At 44.0% G+C, this 21,450-nt stretch carries 19 protein-coding genes; 14 read left to right on the forward strand and 5 right to left on the reverse strand.

Features of this window, described 5'->3' with window-relative positions; genetic code table 11:
• Positions 1-7: 7 nt before the first annotated feature.
• A complete protein-coding gene (locus tag FR741_RS21605; protein WP_005392495.1) occupies positions 8-913 on the reverse strand; it encodes a DUF808 domain-containing protein in 906 nt (301 codons plus the stop codon).
• Between the two features lie 172 nt (positions 914-1,085).
• Between FR741_RS21605 and FR741_RS21610 the strand changes: the two genes are divergently transcribed.
• Positions 1,086-2,003, forward strand: coding sequence for a M14 family metallopeptidase (locus tag FR741_RS21610; RefSeq protein ID WP_167427679.1), 918 nt, complete (start codon positions 1,086-1,088; stop codon positions 2,001-2,003).
• Here FR741_RS21610 and FR741_RS21615 read toward each other — a convergent pair.
• Positions 1,998-2,786, reverse strand: a complete 789-nt coding sequence (locus FR741_RS21615; RefSeq protein ID WP_005385013.1) for an AraC family transcriptional regulator — start codon at positions 2,784-2,786, stop codon at positions 1,998-2,000. The two genes, FR741_RS21610 and FR741_RS21615, sit on opposite strands and share 6 nt — an antisense overlap.
• A gap of 98 nt (positions 2,787-2,884) precedes the next feature.
• Here FR741_RS21615 and FR741_RS21620 point away from each other — a divergent pair, with 98 nt between their 5' ends.
• The 3 genes from FR741_RS21620 to FR741_RS21630 all read left to right on the forward strand — a co-directional run bounded on the left by FR741_RS21620 (position 2,885) and on the right by FR741_RS21630 (position 4,838).
• Positions 2,885-3,790 carry a DMT family transporter gene (locus FR741_RS21620; RefSeq protein ID WP_167427680.1) on the forward strand — a complete coding sequence of 302 codons (906 nt, stop codon included), beginning with the start codon at positions 2,885-2,887 and terminating at the stop codon, positions 3,788-3,790.
• A 145-nt stretch (positions 3,791-3,935) separates the two neighbouring features.
• Positions 3,936-4,421, forward strand: coding sequence for an acyl-CoA thioesterase (locus FR741_RS21625; protein WP_005392490.1), 486 nt, complete (start codon positions 3,936-3,938; stop codon positions 4,419-4,421).
• A gap of 171 nt (positions 4,422-4,592) precedes the next feature.
• The gene (locus FR741_RS21630) at positions 4,593-4,838 is read left to right on the forward strand and encodes a hypothetical protein (protein ID WP_005375277.1); all 246 of its coding nucleotides are present in this window, start codon (positions 4,593-4,595) and stop codon (positions 4,836-4,838) included.
• 362 nt (positions 4,839-5,200) lie between these two features.
• Here FR741_RS21630 and malG read toward each other — a convergent pair whose 3' ends face one another.
• The 3 genes from malG to malE all read right to left on the reverse strand — a co-directional run bounded on the left by malG (position 5,201) and on the right by malE (position 8,936).
• Entirely contained in the window at positions 5,201-6,091 is an 891-nt protein-coding gene (gene malG / locus FR741_RS21635; RefSeq protein WP_005375275.1) for a maltose ABC transporter permease MalG, read from the reverse strand.
• Positions 6,092-6,103: 12 nt separating this feature from the next.
• Entirely contained in the window at positions 6,104-7,678 is a 1,575-nt protein-coding gene (malF, locus tag FR741_RS21640) for a maltose ABC transporter permease MalF (RefSeq protein ID WP_031780258.1), read from the reverse strand.
• A 79-nt stretch (positions 7,679-7,757) separates the two neighbouring features.
• Positions 7,758-8,936 carry a maltose/maltodextrin ABC transporter substrate-binding protein MalE gene (malE, locus tag FR741_RS21645; RefSeq protein ID WP_167427681.1) on the reverse strand — a complete coding sequence of 393 codons (1,179 nt, stop codon included), beginning with the start codon at positions 8,934-8,936 and terminating at the stop codon, positions 7,758-7,760.
• A gap of 672 nt (positions 8,937-9,608) precedes the next feature.
• Here malE and malK point away from each other — a divergent pair.
• The 10 genes from malK (at position 9,609) to FR741_RS21695 (ending at position 21,447) form a co-directional block, all read left to right on the forward strand.
• Positions 9,609-10,727, forward strand: a complete 1,119-nt coding sequence (gene malK / locus FR741_RS21650; RefSeq protein ID WP_005375271.1) for a maltose/maltodextrin ABC transporter ATP-binding protein MalK — start codon at positions 9,609-9,611, stop codon at positions 10,725-10,727.
• Between the two features lie 423 nt (positions 10,728-11,150).
• Complete coding sequence (locus tag FR741_RS21655; RefSeq protein ID WP_167427682.1) at positions 11,151-12,551, forward strand: undecaprenyl-phosphate glucose phosphotransferase; 1,401 nt, start codon at positions 11,151-11,153, stop codon at positions 12,549-12,551.
• Between the two features lie 10 nt (positions 12,552-12,561).
• Positions 12,562-13,767, forward strand: a complete 1,206-nt coding sequence (locus tag FR741_RS21660; protein WP_167427683.1) for an outer membrane beta-barrel protein — start codon at positions 12,562-12,564, stop codon at positions 13,765-13,767.
• Positions 13,768-13,800: 33 nt separating this feature from the next.
• Complete coding sequence (locus tag FR741_RS21665) at positions 13,801-14,313, forward strand: polysaccharide biosynthesis/export family protein (protein WP_225311846.1); 513 nt, start codon at positions 13,801-13,803, stop codon at positions 14,311-14,313.
• A 15-nt stretch (positions 14,314-14,328) separates the two neighbouring features.
• The gene (locus FR741_RS21670; protein ID WP_174856112.1) at positions 14,329-16,509 is read left to right on the forward strand and encodes a GumC family protein; all 2,181 of its coding nucleotides are present in this window, start codon (positions 14,329-14,331) and stop codon (positions 16,507-16,509) included.
• Positions 16,487-17,296 (forward strand): putative capsular polysaccharide synthesis family protein, encoded by an 810-nt coding sequence (locus FR741_RS21675; RefSeq protein ID WP_167427686.1) that lies wholly within the window; start codon positions 16,487-16,489, stop codon positions 17,294-17,296. Before FR741_RS21670 ends, FR741_RS21675 begins: the two co-directional genes overlap by 23 nt.
• 2 nt (positions 17,297-17,298) lie before the next feature.
• Positions 17,299-18,351, forward strand: a complete 1,053-nt coding sequence (locus FR741_RS21680) for a glycosyltransferase (protein ID WP_167427687.1) — start codon at positions 17,299-17,301, stop codon at positions 18,349-18,351.
• A complete protein-coding gene (locus FR741_RS21685) occupies positions 18,317-19,570 on the forward strand; it encodes an O-antigen ligase family protein (RefSeq protein ID WP_167427688.1) in 1,254 nt (417 codons plus the stop codon). The genes FR741_RS21680 and FR741_RS21685 overlap by 35 nt, the downstream gene beginning before the upstream one ends.
• A gap of 15 nt (positions 19,571-19,585) precedes the next feature.
• Positions 19,586-20,419, forward strand: coding sequence for a putative capsular polysaccharide synthesis family protein (locus FR741_RS21690; RefSeq protein WP_167427689.1), 834 nt, complete (start codon positions 19,586-19,588; stop codon positions 20,417-20,419).
• Positions 20,416-21,447 (forward strand): glycosyltransferase family 4 protein, encoded by a 1,032-nt coding sequence (locus tag FR741_RS21695; protein WP_167427690.1) that lies wholly within the window; start codon positions 20,416-20,418, stop codon positions 21,445-21,447. The genes FR741_RS21690 and FR741_RS21695 overlap by 4 nt, the downstream gene beginning before the upstream one ends.
• The last annotated feature ends 3 nt before the right edge of the window (positions 21,448-21,450 follow it).

Here is a 21,450-nt window from a genome sequence, read left to right on the forward strand (position 1 = left end):
GTGATTACTAGTGGCCGCGAATTTTTTCTACAGCAGCCCACACAGCAACCACAATCAACCCCGCCACAAAGCCGATAATGCCGTTAAGCAAAATAGGCAGAATCGCTGTAGCAACCGAATGACCACTAAAGTTCATAATAATCGGCTCTACAAAGTGATGAATGGCAGGTACGTTGTGCACTACAATCCCCCCACCGACTAAAAACATCGCGGCAGTTCCCACAATCGTTAACAACTTCATCAGCTTTGGTGCAAAAGCAACTAAAGCACTGCCGACTTTCGCCATCCAGCCCTTACCTTTTGAGCGAATTTCAAGGTAGAAGCCCAAGTCATCCAATTTCACGATGCCTGCTACTAAGCCATAAACACCAATGGTCATGATGACTGCAATTAAGCTCACCACTAAGATTTGCGTCACAAGGCTCGCCCCAGTCACGGTACCCAACGCAATCACAATGATTTCCGCTGAAAGAATAAAGTCCGTTCGAATCGCACCAGCAACTTTGCGTTTTTCATACTCTTCTATCGACTCGCCAGTATTAACTAACTCTTCTTTTTCTTCGTGCGGATGGGAGTGAGGGAATACTTTCTCAAGCACCTTTTCTGCCCCTTCAAAGCAGAGAAACAAGCCGCCAATTAGCAATAGTGGCATGATAAGCCATGGAATAATCGCGCTAATTAGCAATGCTGAAGGAACTAAAATCAATTTGTTTTTGAACGAGCCTTTCGCAACCGCCCAAACCACTGGAATTTCTCGCTCAGATGCAACACCAGACACTTGTTGAGCGTTTAACGCTAGGTCATCACCCAACACACCTGCGGTTTTCTTTGCCGCCATTTTCGACATTAAGGCGACATCGTCGAGTACCGTGGCAATATCATCCAACAGTGTGAGTAAACTTGCTCCAGCCATTTTTTGTCTCTTATATGAAATTGAGTAAGTAACAAAATGTAACACCAATAAATCACTCATCAAAGTGATGATTTTGCAAAGAATACTATCCCAAATGGTGTTTTATATTGCCGTTAAGATAAGACAGGTCTAGTCTTGTGGTACCTTTCAGCAGTCAAAAGAAAAAGTATAGATGAAAAGTGGATACATTTACCCAATCGGTACCCCTGGCCAACCTTGGAGCGAAGAAGAACGTCAAGCTTGGTTAGCAACGCAAGAAGTAAAACGTAGCTACCAAGATGAAGTTGTCAGTAAAATCGATGCTCTACGCGAGCGTTTTGATATTGAACAATACGGTGCACTCTCATACAACGAGGCACGTTTCCCTCTGTTTTGTATCAAAACTCGCAACTGGGATTCAACGAAGCCTGTTGTTTTGGTCACAGGTGGCGTGCACGGTTACGAGACGAGTGGTGTACATGGCGCTTTAAAGTTTGTAGAAACAGAAGCAGAGCGCTACGCAGAGCATTTCAATATTGTCGTTGCACCTTGCGTGAGCCCTTGGGGTTACGAGGTGATCAACCGCTGGAACCCAAACGCGATTGATCCAAACCGCTCTTTCTATAAGGATAGCCCTGCCGAAGAATCTGCCAACCTCATGAAGCTCGTTGCGACATTAGGCGATGTATTAATGCACATTGATTTGCACGAGACGACAGACTCCGATGAAACAGAGTTCCGTCCTGCGCTTGCCGCTCGTGATGGCATTGAGTACATCGAGGGCATGATCCCAGACGGTTTTTACACAGTTGGAGATAGTGAAAACCCTCAACCCGAGTTTCAAAAAGCGGTGATTGAATCGGTTGCGAAAGTGACTCACATTGCACCTGCAGATGAAAATGGCGAAATCATTGGTTCACCAGTCGTACAGTTTGGCGTTATCAACTACCCAATGGTGAAGCTGGGTCTGTGTGGCGGCGTAACAAATTGCGTTTACGGCACGACAACGGAAGTGTACCCAGACAGCCCAACGGTGACCGACGAAGAGTGCAACGATGCGCAAGTTGCAGCCGTGGTCGGTGGTCTGAATTACGTTCTGGCTCAGTTATAATAAGCGGTTCTTATATTGCTCCGGTGTCATGCCGGAGTATTTCTTGAACATTGCGATAAAAGGGCTAGCTTGGTTATAACCTAACGTCAACGCGACTTCCTTTACGGTCTGCCCTTTACGCAGCAACTCCATAGAATGTAAATATCGCACACGTAAGCGCCACTCAGTAAAGCTCATGCCCAACTCACTCTGGCAATGTCTCGCTAACGTGCGTTCTGTGGTATGCACTTTTGCCGCCCACTCCGCCAAACTGATCTCATCCGTCGGCGATTCTTCTACTGCTTTTAAAATCGGTTCAAGATACTTATTGTCGGTTGTCGGTAAAAAGTGATGTTCGACTTCTTGCTTTGCAAGCTGGTCCAATAACACTTGTACCAATCGCTTGTCTTCATCAGTTTGCGCCACGTTAATGTCTCGCTGACGAAAGTCCTCAATAATCGATGACACGATTGGAGTCACTTTGATCAAGCTCGTTTTAGTTGGGAAATGCGCCGTCAATTCAGGGGCAATATTCAAAGAACAATATTCGATTGGCTTACGGTTGTAGCTCGTGTGACGGATTCCGGCGGGAACCCAAATTGCAAGATGCGGAGGCGCTAGAAATCTTGTATCTTCTGCATCCATCTCTAGGATCCCACCGCTGATCAGCTGCACTTGCCCCCAAGGATGGCTATGAATTCGCGTTTCTGTATTAGAGAGAAAGGCTTCAAAATTCATAAATACATCCGATGGTGCGCGGTCGATTGATAATGAGGGATGAAGATTTCTAGCGCTCTTTTTCAAAATTGTCTTCCTATCGCTTACGATGTCTTTTAAGAGATACTTTTTATTATAAAGACCTGCCAGACTAGCGCCATCAATAATTGTGCTATAGGGTTCTCATGATTTATTTACTTCCGTTTTTCACCGTTATGATTTGGGGTGGTAACTCAATTGTGAACAAGATGGCTGCGAGCGCAATTGAACCAAGTGCGATGAGTTTCTACCGTTGGTTTGTCGCAATGGTACTCCTAACGCCATTTTGTCTGCCTGCGATCATCAAACAACGACACATTATTCGACCTTACTTAACTAAGCTGGCATTTCTTGCGTTACTTGGCATGGTGCTCAACCAATCACTTGGCTACTACGCTGGTTTAACGACAACGGCTTCCAACATGGCACTGATTACCTCTTTGGTTCCTTTGATCAGTGTGTTTTTAAGTGTTCCTCTGTTAGGCAAGTCTGTATCAATGTTAAGTATCGTCGGTGGTGTGATTTCGCTCGGCGGCTTGGCGTTTATGCTTGGTCATGGTGATATCACCTACTTTTTACATCAAGACATGACCCAAGGTGATAGCCTTATGCTGATTGCAGCCATGGTATACGCGGCTTACTGCGTGCTGCTAAAACGCTGGAAGATGCCTTTCAGTAGTTTGACTCTGGTTTACATGCAAGGCTTCTTCTCGGTTGTGATGCTTACACCACTTTGGCTCTCTAGTGAGCAACTGTTACCAAACCAAGACGCGCTACCATTAATCGCCTATGCTGGCATCGCGGCTTCCATTTTTGCGCCGTTAATGTGGGTGAAAGCGATTGATTCAATTGGCGCTGATTCAAGTGCCATGTTCATGAACTTAATGCCCGTGGTTTCTGTCGTACTTGCTTCAACGTTGATTGGTGAGAAAATTTACGCTTACCACATTATTGGTGGGCTGTTAGTCATCTCTGGCGTTATCCTGTCGCAAATAAAAATACGACACAGAAAGCAATTGCCCAATTCCGAGATTGCCTCCACCGCCAATTAATCCCAGTTCCCCAAGCCACAGAACTACGCTGTGGCTTTTTGTTTTCATCGTTCGAATAAAAGTTAATATTTTGTTTCATTCGCTATTCCCGAAAATTCATCTTGCTGCTAAATTGGGAAAACAATAACCCATCAAGGAAAGACAGATGAGCAGTGGTCAAAGAGACATTACCCTTCGCTTTTTAGCAGAACCCAGTGACGTCAATTTCGGCGGAAAAGTGCACGGCGGCGCCGTAATGAAATGGATCGACTTAGCAGCCTACGCCTGCTCTGCAGCGTGGAGTGGCAAGTATTGCATTACTGCATACGCAGGTGGTATTCGTTTTGTTGCGCCGATTCATGTCGGCAACTTAGTCGAAGTTAGCGCGAAAGTCATTTATACCGGACGAAGCTCAATGCACATCGCGATTGACGTGCAAGCCAGTGACCCAAAGCAAATGAAAAACAGACTCACCACCCACTGTATCGTTATTATGGTTGCTGTGGATGAAAACGGAAAACCAACCGACGTACCGAAATGGGTTCCAGAATCTGATGAAGATAAAGCCTTGGAACAATCCGCTATCCGCCTTATGAACATGCGCAAAGAAATCGGGGAAGAGATGGAAGCGCACGTAAAGTATCTCAAGTAACCTACATCCGTTAAGAACGCTATTGACTACCTCAACGTTACTTATAACCAGAGTGTGGAGCAACATCATGGTTTTGCCATTTGCTTCACACTCGGCCTCCTCTGTCATAAATCCTTCACCTAGCTTTGCTTAAATCCTTCCACTATTTTGGAGTTGGATAGAGTTTGGATCTTGAGACTAAAAGAAACGACCTTAAGTGAAGAGACGTTGACCAATTTAAAAGCGGTCGAGTACCAGTGGGTAAGAACCATGTACGTCGAGGGGTATAACGAAACAGAAATTAACCATTACATTCAAACCTGCTTTGGCGGTGATGTCACCTTTGCAAATTTATTTCGTCGCGTCGCACTACAGCAAGAAAGCTTATACACGCTGCTTCAATACGTTGGATGTGCCCCCTCCAGTCGAGAGTTTTAATCCTTACCTACCTCAATTTTACTGATACCTGAACTCAGGTTATTTATGTGAAGTGCTACGCAGGGCATTATTCAAGCCCTGTGTAATCCATTGCAAAGCCGCTAATCTTTATCCGCTTATTGAACAACTGTATTTAACAGGTATAAAAAAACCTGAGTCTAAACTCAGGTTATGGTTACAAAAACTGTTAGTGATTGAATCGTAAGGAACTAAGCTAACAGCCAGCTATGCGTAACGCCAATAAAAGCCAAGATATTACTGATCGGCGGCCAAACCAAAATTGTAATATCCGTGCTACGTATAAGGGCGACCATGTGGTCGCCCTTTTCTAGTTATTCTTATCAATCTCAGACCACAAGAGATTATCCTTTCACACCACCAGCGGTTAGACCACCAACCAACCAGCGTTGAGCAAGTAAGAATACGGCAGTGATTGGCACTGCTGAAAGTACAGCAGCTGCAGCAAAGTCACCCCACAAGTAGTTTTGTGGATATAGGTATTGCTGCATACCCACTGCAAGTGTGTACGAGTCTACATCAGAAAGTAGTAGTGATGCTACAGGAACTTCACCAATTACCATGATGAACGACAAGATGAATACTACCGCTAGGATTGGCACAGACAATGGAAGCAATACCAAACGGAATGCTTGCCATGGTGTCGCACCATCCAGTGCTGCCGCTTCTTCTAACGAAGAGTCAATACTTTCGAAGTAGCCTTTAATCGTCCAAACGTGCAGGGCGATACCACCTAAATAAGCGAAGATCAGGCCGCCGTGCGTGTTCAAACCAAGGAAAGGAATGTACTGACCCAATTTGTCGAACAACGCGTATAGAGCAACCAATGCCAATACCGCAGGGAACATTTGGAAGATCATCATCGCTTTTAGGATGGTGTTCTTACCTTTGAACTTCATACGAGCAAACGCATAAGCTGATGTGGTTGATAGCGCCACGATTAGGATTGCAGAAATACCACCCACTTTTACTGAGTTCCACAGCCATGTCATGACTGGGAATGGTGGCGGTGTAACTGTACCGTCTGGGTTAGTCACCGAGAAACCTAATGCCAATTTCCAGTGATCAAGCGTTGGGTTGTCTGGGATCAGACTACCCGTTGCAAAGTTACCTTCACGGAATGAAATCGCGATGATCATCAGTAAAGGGAAAATAATCAGTGCCAAGAATGCCCACATCGCAATATGAGTAGCCCAAACACGATACTTTAATGACTTACCTTGTACCATTGCCATTGTAATCTCTCCTTAGTCCTGAGCTACTTTAGTTACGCGTAGGTTGATAAGTGCCAATGCGCCAACCAATAGGAAGATAAGTGTTGCTACTGCACTTGCTAGACCGAAGTCTTGACCGCCTGCACCTTCGAATGCGATTCGGTAGGTGTAACTTACCAATAGGTCTGTGTAACCCGCAGGTTCTGACGTACCAATCATGTTTGGACCACCGCCTGTCAACAACTGGATAAGCACGAAGTTATTGAAGTTGAAGGCAAAGCTCGCAATCAACAGCGGTGTTAACGGCTTCAACATCATTGGTAGCGTGATACGAGTAAAGTTAGTAATAAAGTTCGCACCATCAATTGCTGACGCTTCATATAAATCATCAGGAATCGCTTTTAGTAGACCCATACATAGAATCATCATGTAAGGGAAACCAAGCCACGTGTTCACAATCAGGATCATGGTTTTCGCCATGAACGGGTCTGAGAACCAAGCAGGGCTAATACCGAACAAACCTTCCAGAAGCATGTTGATCTCACCAAAGCTTTGGTTAAACAAACCTTTAAAGATCAAGATAGAAATAAACGCCGGTACCGCATAAGGCAGAATCAGTAAGAGTCGGTAAACCGAACGGCCTTTTAATGCTTCCCACTGAACAACACTTGCTAGAACAAGACCAATTACAAGCGTAAATAGTACGGTGAGTGCTGAGAACACAATCGTCCAGATAAAGATACTGATAAACGGCTCTTTGATACCATCATCTTTCCACACACGCTCAAAGTTGTGTGTGCCAATGTTCACCACAAAGCCAGGAGACACTGTGCTACCAACAAACTGACCGTTTTCATCGACAGGTTGGTAGTAACCTACTTCCATATTTGGACGTAACGTCTCTTCAGTACGATTGTTGTAAAGCGTTTCGCCGTCTTCTTGCAGCGTGTACAAAGGCACAACTGCCGCAAACTTACGTAACCCGCTCATGCGGATGTCTTCACCGCTCGGCAGATGCAAATCAACACTGCTCAACGTATTACGGCTCTTAACAATCGTCTTGATTGATTCTTTCTCGCCCGTAGCTTCTTCAATTGGCGATAGGTCAAGATCCGATGCTGAAAGGCTATCTAGTTGAAAAGTGGGCGTAGCAAGTAGCTCCCCATCTTTTTCAACCACAAGCTGATGTCCTTGATCCGTTTTATATAAAGTGAACGGGTAGCTATCACCACTTTGATAAGTTCTGTCCAAAAGTACGCTCTGCGCACGATCAAAAGAGAGTTGGTTTTTCGCGCTGTAGTTGGTAAACGCCAAACCTATGGTGTACGCCAGAGGGAAAAGAATGAAAAGGATCATCCCTGCGATACCAGGGTAGATGTAACGGTGTGCGTACGTCTTTTTACTACCAAAGATGAACAACGCTAAAGCGGTAAGAATGATCGTAAGTAGTGCAAACGCAATCTCACCGCGTGAATACATAAGGATTGTTGCGTAGCCATTGATAATGCCGACTGTGCCTAAAAGTGACCATTTCATGAACACTTTTTTGCTGCTCGGAAGGCTGGCTTCTGGTGCTGTCATAGCATTTGTACCTTGAACTGACTGCATAGGGAACCTGCTAGCGAATATAGAATAAATATAGAAAAGTAAGGAGGAGTTGCCCCCTCCTTAAAAAGGTCTTACTTAATTATTTAGTCATTTGTTTTTCTGCGTCTGCCAATGCTGCATCGACAGTTTGACGACCATCAACTACGTTGATGATTGCGTTCTTAGCCGCGCCCCAGAATGCGTTCATTTGAGGAATGTTTGGCATAATTTCGCCGTTCATCGCGTTATCCATAGTCGCAGCGATACGAGTATCTGAATCTAGTTCACGTTGGAACGAGTTAAGCGCTACCGCACCTAGAGGCTTATCGTTGTTAACCATACGTAGGCCGTCGTTTGTTAGTAGGTAGTTCTCAATGAACTCAACCGCTAGGTCTTTGTTTGGAGACGCAGTGCTGATACCAGCCGTTAGAACACCAACGAATGGCTTAGAAGATTGACCTTGGAACTTAGGTAGCGTAGTCACGCCGTAGTTAACGCCAGACTTCTCGATGTTGCCCCAAGACCATGGACCGTTGATCGTCATCGCTGTCTTGCCTTGGTTGAATGCAGACTCAGATACTGAGTAGTCCATATCTGCAGAAATTACGCCTTTGTCTACCAAGCCTTTTACGAAGCTCATTGCGTCTTTAACGCCTTCTTTCGCGATACCAGCGTCTTTAACATCGTAACCTTCAGAAGTGTATTTGAACGCGTAGCCGCCATCAGCAGCCATTAGTGGCCAAGTGAAGTACGGTTCTTTTAGGTTCCACATGATTGCAGACTTGCCGTCTTTTTTAAGTTTTGCATCTAGCGCTACAACTTCTTCCCAAGACTTCGGTGGGTTTGGAACTAGGTCTTTGTTGTAGATTAGAGATAGAGACTCAACCGCAACTGGGTAGCCGATCAATTTGCCGTCGTAACGTACTGCATCCCAAGCGAAATCAACAATACCTTCTTGAATGTTCTTAGAAGGTTTAATTTCTGCTAGCAGGCCAGCTTCTGCGTAACCACCGAAGCGGTCGTGAGCCCAGAATACGATGTCAGGACCGTCACCAGTCGCTGCAGTTTGAGGGAATTTGTCTTGAAGGCCATCTGGGTGAGCCACTGTCACTTTAATGCCAGTGTCTTCTTCGAATTTTTTACCAACTTCAGCAAGGCCGTTGTAACCTTTGTCGCCGTTGATCCAGATAGTAAGTTGTCCTTCTTCGATGGCAGCATTAGCACCAAAAGAACCCAAAGCAACAAGAGTACCTAGTGCTACAGCGCTTAACTTTTTCATGTTCGTATCCTTTTTATATTTTTGATGTAGGGCTAGTCCATTGAGGTTCAGCCGTATTTCGACATATATCATCTGAAATAATCCAATATGTCTCATCCTCCTAATCCCTACGCCCTTACAATTATGACGTATTTTCGTGATCTAAATCGCCAAGGGTAAGAGACTCAAATCACAAAACGGATACTTCCTGTGATCGGTTTCAACTTTAGGTGGTGCAATAATGTGATTTCCGACCAACTGCTTTATTCCTCCTCCTTTTTTACTCCTCCCTACCTACTCCCCCTACAATTATTTCTATTAGGAGGATGTCGCACCTCGCACAATCTTACAAACTTCAGTCATCCAAGAGTGGATGGTAAGAACCCTTTCCCAGCAGTGCCTACGTATTAGGAAAAAGATTTGCTGGTTTTGCATTGCCAGACGAGTGGAATGTCATTATTGGTGTTGTTTGTGGTAATTATTTCACGGGGGAGACAACACGAATAATGTGGGGGAGAGAAACTCGTACTTGGCTATGATGGGTAGCACTTCTATTCAGGACATTTTATTGAAGTGCTACCCTACTTTTCTTACCAACCGCAATAACTTACCGATTCCTACTGTTACTGCTCGCTAGATAATTCATATAATGATGAGCGGTGAATAATAAAAAATTGATCGAGGACGAGCTACATGGCGAGTGTCACGTTAAAAAATGTTTGTAAAGCGTATGGCGACGTACTGATTTCTAAGAACGTAGACCTAACAATCAACGAAGGTGAATTTGTTGTTTTCGTAGGTCCATCAGGTTGTGGTAAATCTACCCTTTTACGTTGTATTGCCGGTCTTGAAGACATTACCTCAGGTGATTTGTATATTGGTGACCAGCGCATGAATGACGTCGAACCATCCAAACGTGGTGTTGGTATGGTATTCCAGTCTTACGCTCTTTACCCACACCTTAACTTATATGACAACATGTCATTTGGCTTAAAATTAGCAAAAGCAGACAAAGCAGAAATCGACAAACGTGTTGAACAGGCTGCAGAAATTCTACAACTGGGTCACTTACTTGAACGCCAACCAAAAGCGCTTTCAGGTGGTCAGCGTCAACGTGTGGCTATCGGTCGAACACTGGTATCGCAACCTAATGTATTCCTTCTGGATGAACCACTATCAAACTTGGATGCCGCACTGCGTGTAAACATGCGTGCGCAAATCACTAAGCTACAACGTCAACTTGGTTGTACCATGATCTACGTAACGCACGATCAGGTAGAAGCAATGACAATGGCAGATAAAATCGTTGTACTAGACGGCGGTTATGTATCGCAAGTTGGTAAGCCGCTTGAGCTTTACCATTACCCACAAAACCGCTTTGTAGCAGGCTTTATCGGTTCTCCGAAAATGAACTTCATGAGCGTATTCATTGATGAAGTAGAAGCAGAGCGCGTCAAAGTTCAACTATCTAATGGCGTATCTTTCTGGATTCCAGTGGATGGCACGACGGTTAACCGTGGCGACCGCATGTCTTTAGGCATTCGCCCTGAGCACCTATTATCCGCTTCTGAAGCTGATGCAAGCATTCACGGTGAAGTGATGATTGTTGAGAAGCTAGGTAACGAAACTCAAGTATACCTAAACCTAGAAGGTGCGGACGCGGACGTTATTTTCCGTCAGCCTGACACGCTCGCAGTCGATACCGGCGATAAAATCGAGATTGGTATTCCAGCACACCGTTGTCACCTGTTCCACAGTGATGGTCGTGCATGCCGCCGCCTATACAAAGAAAACGGCGTAGAAGTCGAATAATTCTTTCGTCCTGATTCACAATAAATCCCTCTCACTTGAGAGGGATTTTTTTATCCTAATAAATATAAGTAATTCGATACTAAATCATTAATCGTTAACCCATAAGATCACCCGTTTCTTCTACCTTTACATAAACCATTGTCTTTGTACTGATACTTCATTTTTAATACTTTTCCTCATCCCTCATGAGTAAGTACCAGCTTTTTCCTAACCCGCCAAACTTAGCCAAAGGTCTAAATTTCATTCTTATTTCCACTTACCTCAACAACGCAAATTTTTACACTTATCAACGAAATTACACGTGACAAAAAACTCAGAAGCATTCAACAGAATGCTCTGTTCACCAACTACTAATAACGCTCACGACACGGCAATTGGGGGAGACACCCAAGGGCGGTAGCGTGTAAGAAAGGAAACTGAGTCATGAAACAAAAAGGACTTATCCGCTCTCACGAGATGGAGTTCGCTTTTTTATATCGCATCTCAGATCTTGCTGTCATCGTCTCTTTTATGCTGCTTTTAGTGTTCAAAGACATGAATACTGCGATGGGGAAAGATTACGTCATACTGGCTTTTGTTGGAGGCATCTCCTTTCTATTTATGGCAGAAAGCGGCAACCTGTACCGCTCTTGGCGAACCAGTTCGTTTAAAGAGCAGATGATTATTGTCTGTGTGGCCTGGGCAGTAACTTCCGCGCTTATCTTTATTGTTCTGTATTTTTCGGAAGTCTATGACTTATTTGATAACACTATTCTGGCATTGTGGTTTGCGATTACGCCCGCTCTACTTTTGGCATGGCGAGTGACATTCCGTACCGGATTAGCCTATTTAAGAAAAAAAGGATTCAACACTCGTACTGCGATCATCATCGGCCAAACTCCTCACGGCATTACCCTTGCTAACGAAATTCAAAACCACACTGAACACGGTGTACTTTTTGATGGCTTTTACGATGAGCGTTCTTCCGACAGATTGCCAAATTCTGCTTACCCTATTAAAGGGGCAGTTGACCACGCTCTTAAGCGAGCCAAGAAAGGGGAAGTGGATTACGTCTATATCGCAATGCCAATGCACGCAAAAGAACGTATTGCATCGCTTCTTAACCAATTCTCAGACACCACCGCAAATACGTATCTGATTCCTGACTTCTTTACCTATAACCTTTTGCATTCTCGTTGGGCGCAAATCGGCCAAGTTCAAACGCTCAGCGTATTTGATACGCCATTTGCTGGAATTTCTTCCTGGGTAAAACGGTTTGAAGACATTTTGTTTTCGAGCATTATTTTAGCCTTGATCTCTCCAGTCCTGTTCGCCATTGCGATTGGCATTAAGCTGACCTCTAAAGGTCCGGTCATTTTTAAACAACATCGTTACGGCCTCGATGGACGCAAGATTGAAGTATGGAAATTCCGTTCAATGACCACTATGGATCAAGGCCCTCACGTGAAACAGGCGACAAAGAACGACCCACGCATTACGCCTTTTGGTGGTTTTCTGCGTCGCACCTCTTTGGACGAACTGCCTCAATTTATCAATGTACTGCAAGGGACCATGTCTATTGTTGGTCCACGCCCTCATGCCGTGGCGCACAATGAAGAGTATCGCCAGATTGTTGACCGATACATGCTACGTCACAAAGTAAAACCAGGCATTACTGGCTGGGCGCAAATTAATGGCTATCGCGGCGAAACCGACACCTTAGAAAAAATGGAAAAGAGAGTCGAATTTGATTTGGATTACATCCACCACTGGTCGGTTTGGATGGACATCAAAATCATCTTCATGACCGTTTTCAAAGGGTTCACTGGTGCTAACGCTTACTAAGGTTGAGATTATGAAGAAACTGACAATGGCAATAGCATTGAGTCTGTTTTCAACTGGCTTACTCGCAGAACCGATGGCTTACCAAACCGAGTCTGGCATTGAGTTTATTCCCCTCGTAAGAACTTTCTACGAGGGCGATGACAACATCAACAAAGCGGAGGAATCCGGCAATGTAGAATCGGTCAATATTTGGGGTATAGAGCCAAGCTTATTAGCACGTATAGAAAGGAATCGCTATCGCGCAGATATTTTATACAAGTTGAAAGCAGGTTTTTCATCCGATGACCGCAACGACTTCGACGATCATACCTTTCAGTTTTCCAACTTTTTTGAGTTCAATCATCGTCATCGTTTAGTGGTTGATTATCATTTTCGCGCCCAGCATGAAATTAGAGGGGAAGACATTACCGAAGGTAATGGTAGCGCAATAGACTCACCAATTGAGTTCAACCGTAACGATATCAGAACCAATTATGTCTTTGGCTCTAACGGTGCAAAAGGCAGACTCGAATTCGGTTTAGGCTACAGTGATAAAACCTATCAAAACTACCGTGACGGCTTACCTGGGCGCCCAAACGCTAAAACGAAATACAACGATTTTCGAGCTCCCAATGCACACTTGGAATTCTATTTAAGGGCGACGCCAAGAACCTATTGGTTGGTTGGGACAAAACAAATAGTAACCGACTATCAACACAGAAATTCTGCTCTTCCTTCCAAAGATAACGTCACCAGTTTCTATTACACCGGTGCCGAATGGGAAGTAACAGGAAAAACCAAAGGCATCGCTCGACTCGGTTATCAAATCAAAGATTTTGACAGCGCTCAACGAGAGACATTTAAAGGTTTCAGTTGGGATATCGGCTTTGAATGGCTGCCTCAAGAACAAACTCTAGTCAGCGTGAAAACCACTCAAGCGGCAGTTAACCCTGATCAAGATGGCGATTACAACCTACAAACTCGTTATCGACTGAACCTCAAGCACGATTGGAATAGTTACCTTGCAACTCGCTTAGGTGCTATTTATCAACAAGATGACTATACGGGGATCACCAGAAACGACGATCGCTACACCCTATCTTTTGGTATCGATTATCAAATTAAACGCTGGGTACAGCTGCAAGCCGACTGGCAATACCAAGATAAAACCTCTAACCGACCAGGTTATAGCTTCGAACAGAACATTTGGACTTTAAGCGCACAGTTTTCTCTGTAAAAAGGATTATTAATGAAGGCATTCATCACATTCATGAGTGTAGCGTTATTGCTATTTAGCACCTTGGTAAACGCTGACTCAAGCAAAGAAGATTACTTACTCGACACGGGCGATACCATTTCCGTGCAGGTCTACGGTGAAGAAGATCTTACGATTAAAAATATTCTAATAACGTCAGATGGCTATTTTGATTACCCCTACCTTGGCCGAATCAAAGCAATCAAAAAAACACCGAAACAACTCAAGTACGAAATAGAAACGGGTTTAAAAGGCGATTATCTCATCAACCCAAAAGTGATGGTCACTATCAATAACTTTCGTCTGTTTTATGTCAATGGCGAAGTCAGGAAACCAGGTGGATTTGAATATCGACCAGGATTAACTATCGAAAAGGCCATCGCTTTAGCTGGTGGCTTGACCGACCGAGCCTCACGCAAAGGCATTAACCTCACCAAACATAAAACGGGTCAAACGATAGAGGGTGTCAGTATGCACCGCAACGTTGAGCCTGGTGACATTGTATTTATCGACCAGAGCTTCTTTTAAGTGACAGGGAATCAAATGAACGGGACTCATCCAAATAATCTCCAGATGAACAAAGTAGAACTGATTCGTTTTGGCCATCACTTCAAAGCGATTAAAAAGAATTGGCTAAGCATCGCAGCATTCACGCTTCTGTTCTCATTAACTTGTACTTGGTATATCTACTCCAAAGCATCGATATACCAAGCTACAGCTACGCTACTCATCCAAGAGGAGCAAAAAAGCGCCCTTTCAATCGAGGAAGTATATGGCGTCGACACGACAAAAAAAGAGTACTTTCAAACGCAAATCGCCATTTTAAAATCGAATCATATTGCAGATAAGGTCATTAGAGAGCTGAACCTAACTCAACTACCGGAGTTCACACGCTCAGGTGGATTAAATCAAAAGATCGACCAAATAAAGTCGATCCCTTTTGTTCAAGACCTACTGAATGTGGCACCAAGCCCAAAAGAAACCGCCCAGTTTTCAGAGTCCTATTATCAAGCGCTTCAAGCTTTCAGAAGTAAACTCGATATTGAGCCGGTACGTAACACCCAATTAGTCAGAATTCGCTTTCGTTCTACCGATCCTAAGCTTGCTACAACAATCGCCAACGCGGTCGGCCAAGCCTACATTGACGCAAATTTTGAAGCCAAATTGGTCGTTACACAAAATGCGGCCACTTGGTTGACAAATAACTCACAAAAATTGGAGGAGCGATTACGTAACTCTGAGCAAGCGCTGCAAGAATTCTTGTTAAAAGAAGGATTGATCGATATAAACGGTATTGATGAAATTTACGCAAATGAGCTAGAAGAACTCACTCGCAAGCTAAATGTCGCTGTTAATAAGCGCATTGAAGCGCAGACGTTAATCCAACTGTTAAGACGTAAATCCTCACAAAGTTTAGACAGCTTGCTGTCAATTGATGAGTTCGCTAATCAAGCGCAGATCCGCGACCTAAAATTATCGGAAGCCCAGGCAGCCAAAAATCTCTCTGAGCTGGCACAGCGCTACGGCCCCAAGCATGACCGAATGATTCAGGCGAAAGCGCAGCTTGCTGAAATGCAATCTAGAACCCAGCAACTCATTCGTGACATTTCCTTCAGTAAGCAACAAGACCTTCTTGCTGCAAAAGCGCAAGAGGACATGCTTATAGCAGAACTCGATAACAAAAAGTCTGACTTCCAATCGTTAGGGTCACAAAAAGCGCGTTACGAGCAGTTAAAACGCGAGGTTGAATCCAATAAGGCACTCTATGAAGCGTTCTTAAATCGTGAGAAAGAGACCAACGCCACCAGCGACTACAAGAATGTCACTGCACGCTTTACTGACAAAGCCATCATTCCTCTATTCCCGGTGGCACCACAACGAATCAAACTGGTACTGATTGCCACCTTTTTTGGCTTTGCCATTGCTTGTGCGCTGGTCATCATCTTAGAAACGATGCGAGAAGTTATCCGAAGCACAGCCGATGTGCAGGAAAAACTTGGTGTTACGTGTTTAGGCGTGATTCCGATGGTCAACAAACGCAATTTGCGTAAAAACGGCGTCAGTTATACCGCGTATTTAGATGATGAAGAAAAGCTATTTAGTGAAGCTTGTCGCTCCGTCAGAACCTCGCTTCTGCTCAGACTAACCAACACTAAGCAAAAGATATTGCCCTTTACTTCTGCCATTCCAGAAGAAGGAAAAACATCGACCAGTATTAATATGGCGGTGTCGTTTTCAAAAATGGAAAAGGTATTGATCATCGACTGCGATTTACGCCGACCTTCCATCGCAAAACGGTTTGGTATTGCTGAATCAAGCCCAGGCTTAACGCATATCCTGACTATGGATACGCCAATCAAAGATTGTGTTACACGTATAGAAGAAGCCAACTTAGATGTATTACCGGCAGGCCTAATTCCGCCAAACCCACAGGAACTGCTAGCTTCTGATCGCTTTAAAAAGTTGCTCGAACATTTTCAAAATAAGTATGACCGGATCATTATCGATACACCGCCCCTACTGTCAGTGAGTGATGCACTTATTCTTGGTCAGTATGCCAATGGTCTGATTACCGTCATTCGCTCAGAATCGACAAAATCATCACTGGTTAACCTTGCGTTATCTAAACAAATACAACACTCAGTTCCATCTCTTGGCGTCTTAATCACACAAGCCAAGACTAAGGAAGGAGAAACGCTTTATGTCCAGAAATACGCCTACTAACTCAAACGCATCTTGGTACCAAACCTTGAAAAGCCAAGAACAACCGGTATTGATCTATCAAATGGGCAAAGTAGGTTCGAGTGCATTAGAACATTCCATTCCTAACTCGATTCACTTGCACGATCTTATGACTGTCGATGCGCAAAAACAGATATCCCCTGTAAGAGCGCAATTGCATAAACCTCAGATCAATGCGTTAAAGCGACGACTCAAGCGCATAGCGATGAGCCGTATGTTAAAGCGCAAGAAAAAAGTTCGAATTATCTCGCTGGTGCGTGAACCGATCGGACGAAATGTTTCAATGTTCTTTCAAGCACTTCCGTTTTGGATGGCGGACAAATATCTAAAAGATGACAGCGCAATCCGTACCGAACGACCGCAATTACTCCAAGAGGCATTTGATAAGCACATGAATCATCAATATGCGCTGCAGTGGTTTGACAACGAGATCAAACAACTAACAGGGATTGATGTGTTTAACGAACCTTTTAATCACGAAGTAGGCTATCAGACATACCATAACAATAACTTTTCACTGTTGGTCATTCGAAGTGACAAGCTAAAGCAGGCTAACTCCGCAGTTGAAGGCTTTTTAGGTTACCCCGTGGATGTTGTTTATGAAAATCAGTCAGACAACAAATGGTACTCGCCACTAATGAAAGAATTCAAAACGCAATTTCAACCTGCACCCGAGTACGTTGAAGAAATGCTGAATTCTAAATTGACGAAGCACTTTTTCTCAAATGCAGAAATCACCGACCTTAAACAGCAATATCTGACCAATTAATCATGAAAACCAAGATTCTACATATTATTAATGATCTTTCTCAGAACGGCGGTGCTCAAAAGTTCTTAGTCGACCTTGTTTTAGAACATAAGCCTGAATACGAAATCAAAATTTTGGTCTTGTGTGATGAAAATGATTACTTACCAATGCTATCCGCCAAAGGGATAGAGTGTTTTAACTGGCGCACTTTGTCATTGAGTGAGAAATTCTCTTTGCTGCGTTGGCCGCATGTCGTTCACGGGCACCTCTACCCTTCCATTTACCTAGCGCTATTGGCAGTAGGTAAAAAACGAATCCAGACTGAGCACTGTTCTTACAACCGCCGACGTGACTATCCGCTGTTTAAGTTCATGGAGTACGTCTTATATTGGGGCCACGACTTGACGGTCAGTATTAGTGAAAAAGTACAAGATGAACTGGTGAAGTTCATGCCTCGCTACCAACATAAATATCACGTGGTGCACAATGGCGTTGATTTAAAAAGGTTTTCTATGACGCCAAGATGCGCCAGCCACCTAATCGACAAACCAGTTATCAAGATTGGAATGGTGGGCCGACTTCATCAACATAAAGATCATGAAACGCTTATCCAAGCACTTGTCCATTTACCGAGACGATACGAGCTCCATCTTGCTGGAAATGGCGAAAAAAAATCGTCACTGCAAGCATTAGCAACAAAAATCAACGTCGCGCAACGCGTTCACTTTCATGGCGTAGTTTCTGACATTCCAGCCTTTTTAAACGACATGGACATTTACGTGCAATCGTCACACGTCGAAGGCTTTGGCTTGGCGGCGGTTGAGGCCATGGCAGCAGGCTTACCCGTATTATCATCGGACGTACCCGGTTTGGATGACGTCATCGGACGTGCCGAGTATTTATTTCAGGTTGGTAACTCAAATGAGCTGAGCCAGAAAATGCTCCAGCTGTGTGAAAGTGTTGAGCGGTATGACGCTGCAAGTCAATACTCAGTCAATAGGGCCTCTCTCTACACCATCGATAAATTTCGTGAAGGTTACTATGGAATCTACCAGCAGCTTTGCACCAACAAATAGCTCCGCGCCATCGAGCCATCGAGCCTCATTGCTTGCAGCATGCCTATTAGCATTGTTCTTTATTCCTATGAAGTTTCGTGCTGGAGGAATAGCACTAGCACCATCAGACATCGTAAGTCTTTTGTCCATTGGTTTTACAGCGTTAGTGGTATTGGAAGGAAAAGCTGAAAAACTCATGCATCCCTGCATGGGGTTCCTCGTATTGTTCACTGGGTATGTGTTCTTAAATGGCCTGCTAAATCGCGTCCCCCTAATGCCGCTAGTTATAGAAACCGTGCAATGGTTGGCGATTCTCTGCTTGCTTAGCCTAATGTACGCCTATGGCGTGTTTGATGATGAATGGGTAATGGTTTATTTCACTTATCTGTTGTTTTTCATCTGTACGCTCGTTGCCTTATGGCACTTTGCTCAAGGCTATCAAAGCGGGTTTAAGTTACTCGGGGTAAGTAAATACGGGTTCGGTGTACTTTGCTCACTACTGTACCTTTATCGGGATAAAATTCGCGCTTTCCACCTTTTGATGCTCGTTGCTTTGGTATTACTGGTGTTGTCGCAAGAAAGAAAAGCACTACTTGGTTTTTGTCTGCTTTTCTTCTTTGACCAGCTGCTCGTAAAAAACCTGATGAGAAAATCGCTTAATGAAACGTATACGTGGACCATTTTATTGGCCTTAAGCTTTATGGTGTTCACTGCCGTCGCAACTACACTCTATGTTGGGTTTGAAACGTTAGCAGACACATTGGAAATAACCCAAGAAGACGTCTTATTTGCCAACCAAAGTGAAGCTCGCTGGGTGTCGAACCTTCATAGAAAACTCTTACTTGCCAATGGGTTAGATGTTTTACTTCAACACCCTATTTTAGGTGTCGGCGCGAAGATGCTGCCCAACTTTATGATCAGTTACTTTAACTATGATGAGCTGGCGATCTACACCCACAACTTTGTGTTAGATACCGCAATTGAATACGGGCTGCTCGGTATCGCCCTATTATTTGGTGGTTATTTTCTTTTTATTCGCTTTTGCTTCCGTAGTCTCAATGACAACAGGAAAAGCCTCTTACTCGCGATATACGCCCTCATCATGGTGTTCTTCGTTGCGGTAAATACCACCATCATTTTAATACTCTTATTACCCGTCATGATAAGCATGAGCCGCGAGTCAAAGGTCAACACCATTGCTCATACTTTTCCGGTAAACCATCACCACGAATTTGAATAATCAAGGATAGGATAGATGAAGTATTCAATCTCTCGACAATTTGAAAAGAACCGAGAACTCCAAGCTGACAATTTTGTTTTAGTTTACCAAATGGGCAAAGTTGGCTCATCGTCAATTGAGCACACGCTGGGAGAAAGAAATATCCCAAGCTATCACATCCACACCTTTGATGATCACGAAGAATTTCACATGTATCACAATAAAAAAGACGTGAGTAAATTTTTCGATTTCAAAAACCGTGCGCTCTACCGCTTAGTGCTCAAGCAACGAAAACGTATCTTACAAAAACGCGAACAGATCAAAATCGTCACACTGGTCCGTGATCCAATCGCAACTGTCTTTTCTCGTTTCTTTCAAGACCTCCATTTGCAATTTATCGAAGGCAAAAAGAATGATGCAATTCACCGAGATATGGCAGTCACGTATCAGCACCTCGAACATTGTTTCGATAACTATATCAATCTCAACTATTTTGCGAACTGGTTCGACAACGAGTTAAAACGTAACTTCAATATCGATGTGATGCGTCAAGAACTGGACAACACTCAACCTTTCTTCACATTCAAGAACGAGCAAGCCAACGTCATGCTAATCAAATGCGAAAAGCTCAGCTCTCTCGATAAAGAAATTGGTGAGTTTTTCGGGCTGCAAGACTTCGTGCTGAAAAACAGCAATGAAGCGAAAAACAAGTGGTACTCCAATATCCACCAGCACTTTAAGCATCACTACGACTTTTCAAAGCTGTTCTATATGTACGATCTTCCCTTATATCGCCACGTTTATTCAGAACAAGAACGTGATGCTTTCAAGCATAAATGGATGCAGACACCAGGAACAAAATCATCATGAAAAAAGTGCTCCATATTACAGAAGCCTTCGGAGGTGGCGTTCAAACCGCCCTCTATAGTTATGCTCACTCCTCTCGAGATGAACCCTATCAACATTTCTTGCTAGCCAGAGCTCGAGAAAACGACTTAACCAATGAGAACAACCATCATATTTTCACACAGACCAAATGGGTGGAAGGCGGCTTACTTCAATTTGTTCGCGATGCAAACCACATGATTGCATCTCTTGCGCCTGACGTTGTGCATTTGCACTCGAGTAAAGCGGGCTTTCTCGGGCGATTTCTAAAACTTGGCAAGGCGCGCTTGGTTTATACGCCGCACTGTTATGCTTTCGAACGTGAAGATATCTCCGAATTCGCACGCCAGCTCTATAGAGTGCTAGAGAAAGTAAAACTAAGCAAAATTGATGTGGTGGCAGGCTGTAGCCAACGAGAATGTGACCTGGCGATTAGCATTGGCGCGAAACGTGCTGAACTGCTCAACAACTACGTATCTTATCAAAGTGAAGAGCGTTTAGGGCGAAACAGACAAGAAGCGCTGCGACTTGTTGTGCTTGGTCGTGTTGCGCCCCAAAAGGATCCACAATTTCTCATCGACACATTGCAACACCTTAATCGATATGCGCTTAACCGCCCATTAGATATCACTTGGATAGGTGGCGGTGACTACACACTTGAACAAAAATTGCGTACAGAAAATGTGGATGTGACTGGCATGTTGCCTCGTGATGAGGTGGTTAAAAAGCTCAAGGGTTCAGACCTTTACTTACATACTGCAGCATGGGAAGGGATGCCGTTAACTATTCTAGAAGCAGCCAAATTACATCTTCCTATGGTAATTCGAACTATCGGCGCGACCAAAGATCTCAACTACCCATTTTTAGCGCTAACACCTGAAGAAATGGCCAAGCAGATCGCGCACTGTGTCAATCATTATGATGAAATTGATTTTTGCCAATATACAACAGCGTTAAACGACGCCTTCAGTGAAGAAAAACAGCGCCTCGCACTCAATAATATTTACGGTTAAATA

It is taken from the genome of Vibrio diabolicus, assembly GCF_011801455.1.
GTDB lineage: Bacteria > Pseudomonadota > Gammaproteobacteria > Enterobacterales > Vibrionaceae > Vibrio > Vibrio diabolicus.